Genomic DNA, 1,901 nt, shown 5'->3' on the forward strand with positions numbered 1-1,901 from the left:
CAGCCAGGGCAGGCCGACCGGACCGGTCGCCACGACCCCGCTCGATCCGCTGAGCGGCCCCCAGGCCGGCGCCATCTCGATGACATGACGGCCGTGCCGGGTGAACACCTCCAGCGCGGCGTGGAACAGCGGCCGCCCGGGGCGGTGTTCGCGACGCGCGTGGTACGACTCCCACCAGCGGCTCGTGTGAATCGCCACGTGCCCGCCGGCGCCGACCGGCAGCCACCACAACTGCACCCCCGTGTTGCTCACGCGGCCTCCCGCACAGCCCGCGCGGCACTCAGGGACACCGGGAGATGGCCCACGGCGAGTACGACCGCAGCCGCCGCGATCCACGGACTACTCAATAAGCCCGCGCCGGCGAGGAACACCACCACCGGCAGGATCGCCATCGGCGCGGGAAGCCGTCGCCACCAGTACAGGGACTCGGCGCGGCGACCCGTCGCCAGATACCGCGCCCACAGGGCGTAGTAGGCGACCAGCGCGGAGATCGCGGGGACGCCCCACCACCAGACGACCGTGCCCGAGGCCCCCACCGCCGGAACCACCAGGCACAGAGCCTGGCCGGCGCGCTCGACCCAGCGCACCGGACCGGGCACCGACGATCGCGGAAGAGGATCCCGCGGTGGGAAACGCGCCAACAGGAGAGACGGGGCGAGCACCGCGAGGCTGAGGATCAGGCCCTCCGGGTGAAACTCCACGATGAGATGCTAGTCGCGGGCACCGACGCACATCGCTGATCGTGTCGTGGTCCGAGCCGTCGACCTGCCGGTCAGGTCAGGTGGTCGTACTCGCCGTCAACCCACCTGGCGTAGCGCTCGGCCGAGCGCTGCACGGCTGCGCCGGCGTCACGGGGGACGCAGCCACCGAAGTTGGTGTAGATCCGGTCGAATTCGTAGCGGGAGACGTGCTCGGCGATGCGCCGGACCACCGCCCCGGATAGCGGCATCCAGTTGGGGAACGAGCGCATGAACGAGACCCAGCGTGGATCGGCGACCGTGCCGATGGTGTCGCCCGTGAACAACACCCCCCGGCCGTCGCGCGCGGTCCAGTGGACCACCGCGCTGCCGGGGAAGTGTCCGCCGGGTTGTGACGCTCGGACCCCGGGCACGATCTCGATCTCCTCGCCCCGGTGGCCGCCGCCCCACACCACGGTGTTGCGGGGCCGCAGTCCGAGCCACTGCTCGTCCGGGGCGGAGACGTAGACCGGGGCGCCGTCGAACGCGGCGGACCACAGCGACTGGACGCCGTACATGTGGGGGTGGGAGGCGATGATGGCCGAGATGCCGCCCCATCCCCGCACTGCCGCGACGGCCTCCTCGCTGATGTGGTTCGGCGCCTCGATCATCACGTTCCCGTGATCGGTGCGGATGAGCGCGGGCTTCTGCCCGATCCCGGGACAGTCCCGGTGGACCAGGTTGAGCACGTCTGTCTCGCGTTCAATGAACTCGATGCTCGCGCCCCGGGCGTCTGACTCCTCGGGGCTGGTCCATCGCTGGCCGTCAGCGGGGACGTACTGGCGTTCGTCCGCGCAGATCGCGCACACCTGCGGCAACGGCTCGGCGCGCTCGACCCCACAGGTGGCGCACTGGGTGACCGATCCCGAGCCGGCGGAGGTCACGAGATGTCACCCTCAGTGGCCACCTCGTGCCATTCGTCCCCGACCAACACCTGGAGGTCGCCGTTGACCGGACGGGCGTCGGGCTGCAGCGTCACGGCGTGCTCGAGCGCCTCCTGGGCGTTGTCGAACGTGCCCAGATCGATGGTGCGGTCCGGGGTGCGGAGGCGGAATGTCGACATGCCCCCATTGTCCCCGTGCGGTCCCGCGGGTGCACCCGTCGTGACCCCCACCACGCCACCGCGCTCTGTCGCCGCGCCCCGACCCAGCGCCCCGACCCAGC

At 71.4% G+C, this 1,901-nt stretch carries 3 protein-coding genes and 1 pseudogene; all 4 read right to left on the reverse strand.

Translation table 11 applies throughout. From position 1 onward, the window contains the following. Nucleotides 1–252: pseudogene (locus tag G6027_RS15755) on the reverse strand (hypothetical protein); the annotation flags it as partial. Beyond that, entirely contained in the window at nucleotides 249–701 is a 453-nt protein-coding gene (locus G6027_RS15760) for a hypothetical protein (RefSeq protein WP_182637987.1), read from the reverse strand. The gene G6027_RS15760 and the pseudogene G6027_RS15755, both read right to left, overlap by 4 nt. A gap of 71 nt (nucleotides 702–772) precedes the next feature. Beyond that, nucleotides 773–1,621, reverse strand: coding sequence for an MBL fold metallo-hydrolase (locus G6027_RS15765; protein ID WP_182637988.1), 849 nt, complete (start codon nucleotides 1,619–1,621; stop codon nucleotides 773–775). Further along, complete coding sequence (locus G6027_RS15770) at nucleotides 1,618–1,800, reverse strand: hypothetical protein (protein ID WP_182637989.1); 183 nt, start codon at nucleotides 1,798–1,800, stop codon at nucleotides 1,618–1,620. The genes G6027_RS15765 and G6027_RS15770 overlap by 4 nt, the downstream gene beginning before the upstream one ends. Nucleotides 1,801–1,901 lie beyond the last annotated feature (101 nt).

The organism is Dietzia sp. SLG310A2-38A2 (assembly GCF_014145095.1).
GTDB lineage: Bacteria > Actinomycetota > Actinomycetes > Mycobacteriales > Mycobacteriaceae > Dietzia.

Excerpts from the sequence above, each read along its gene's own strand:
- G6027_RS15770 (WP_182637989.1), bottom strand. The coding sequence starts at position 1,800 with ATGTCGACATTCCGCCTCCGCACCCCGGACCGCACCATCGATCTGGGC.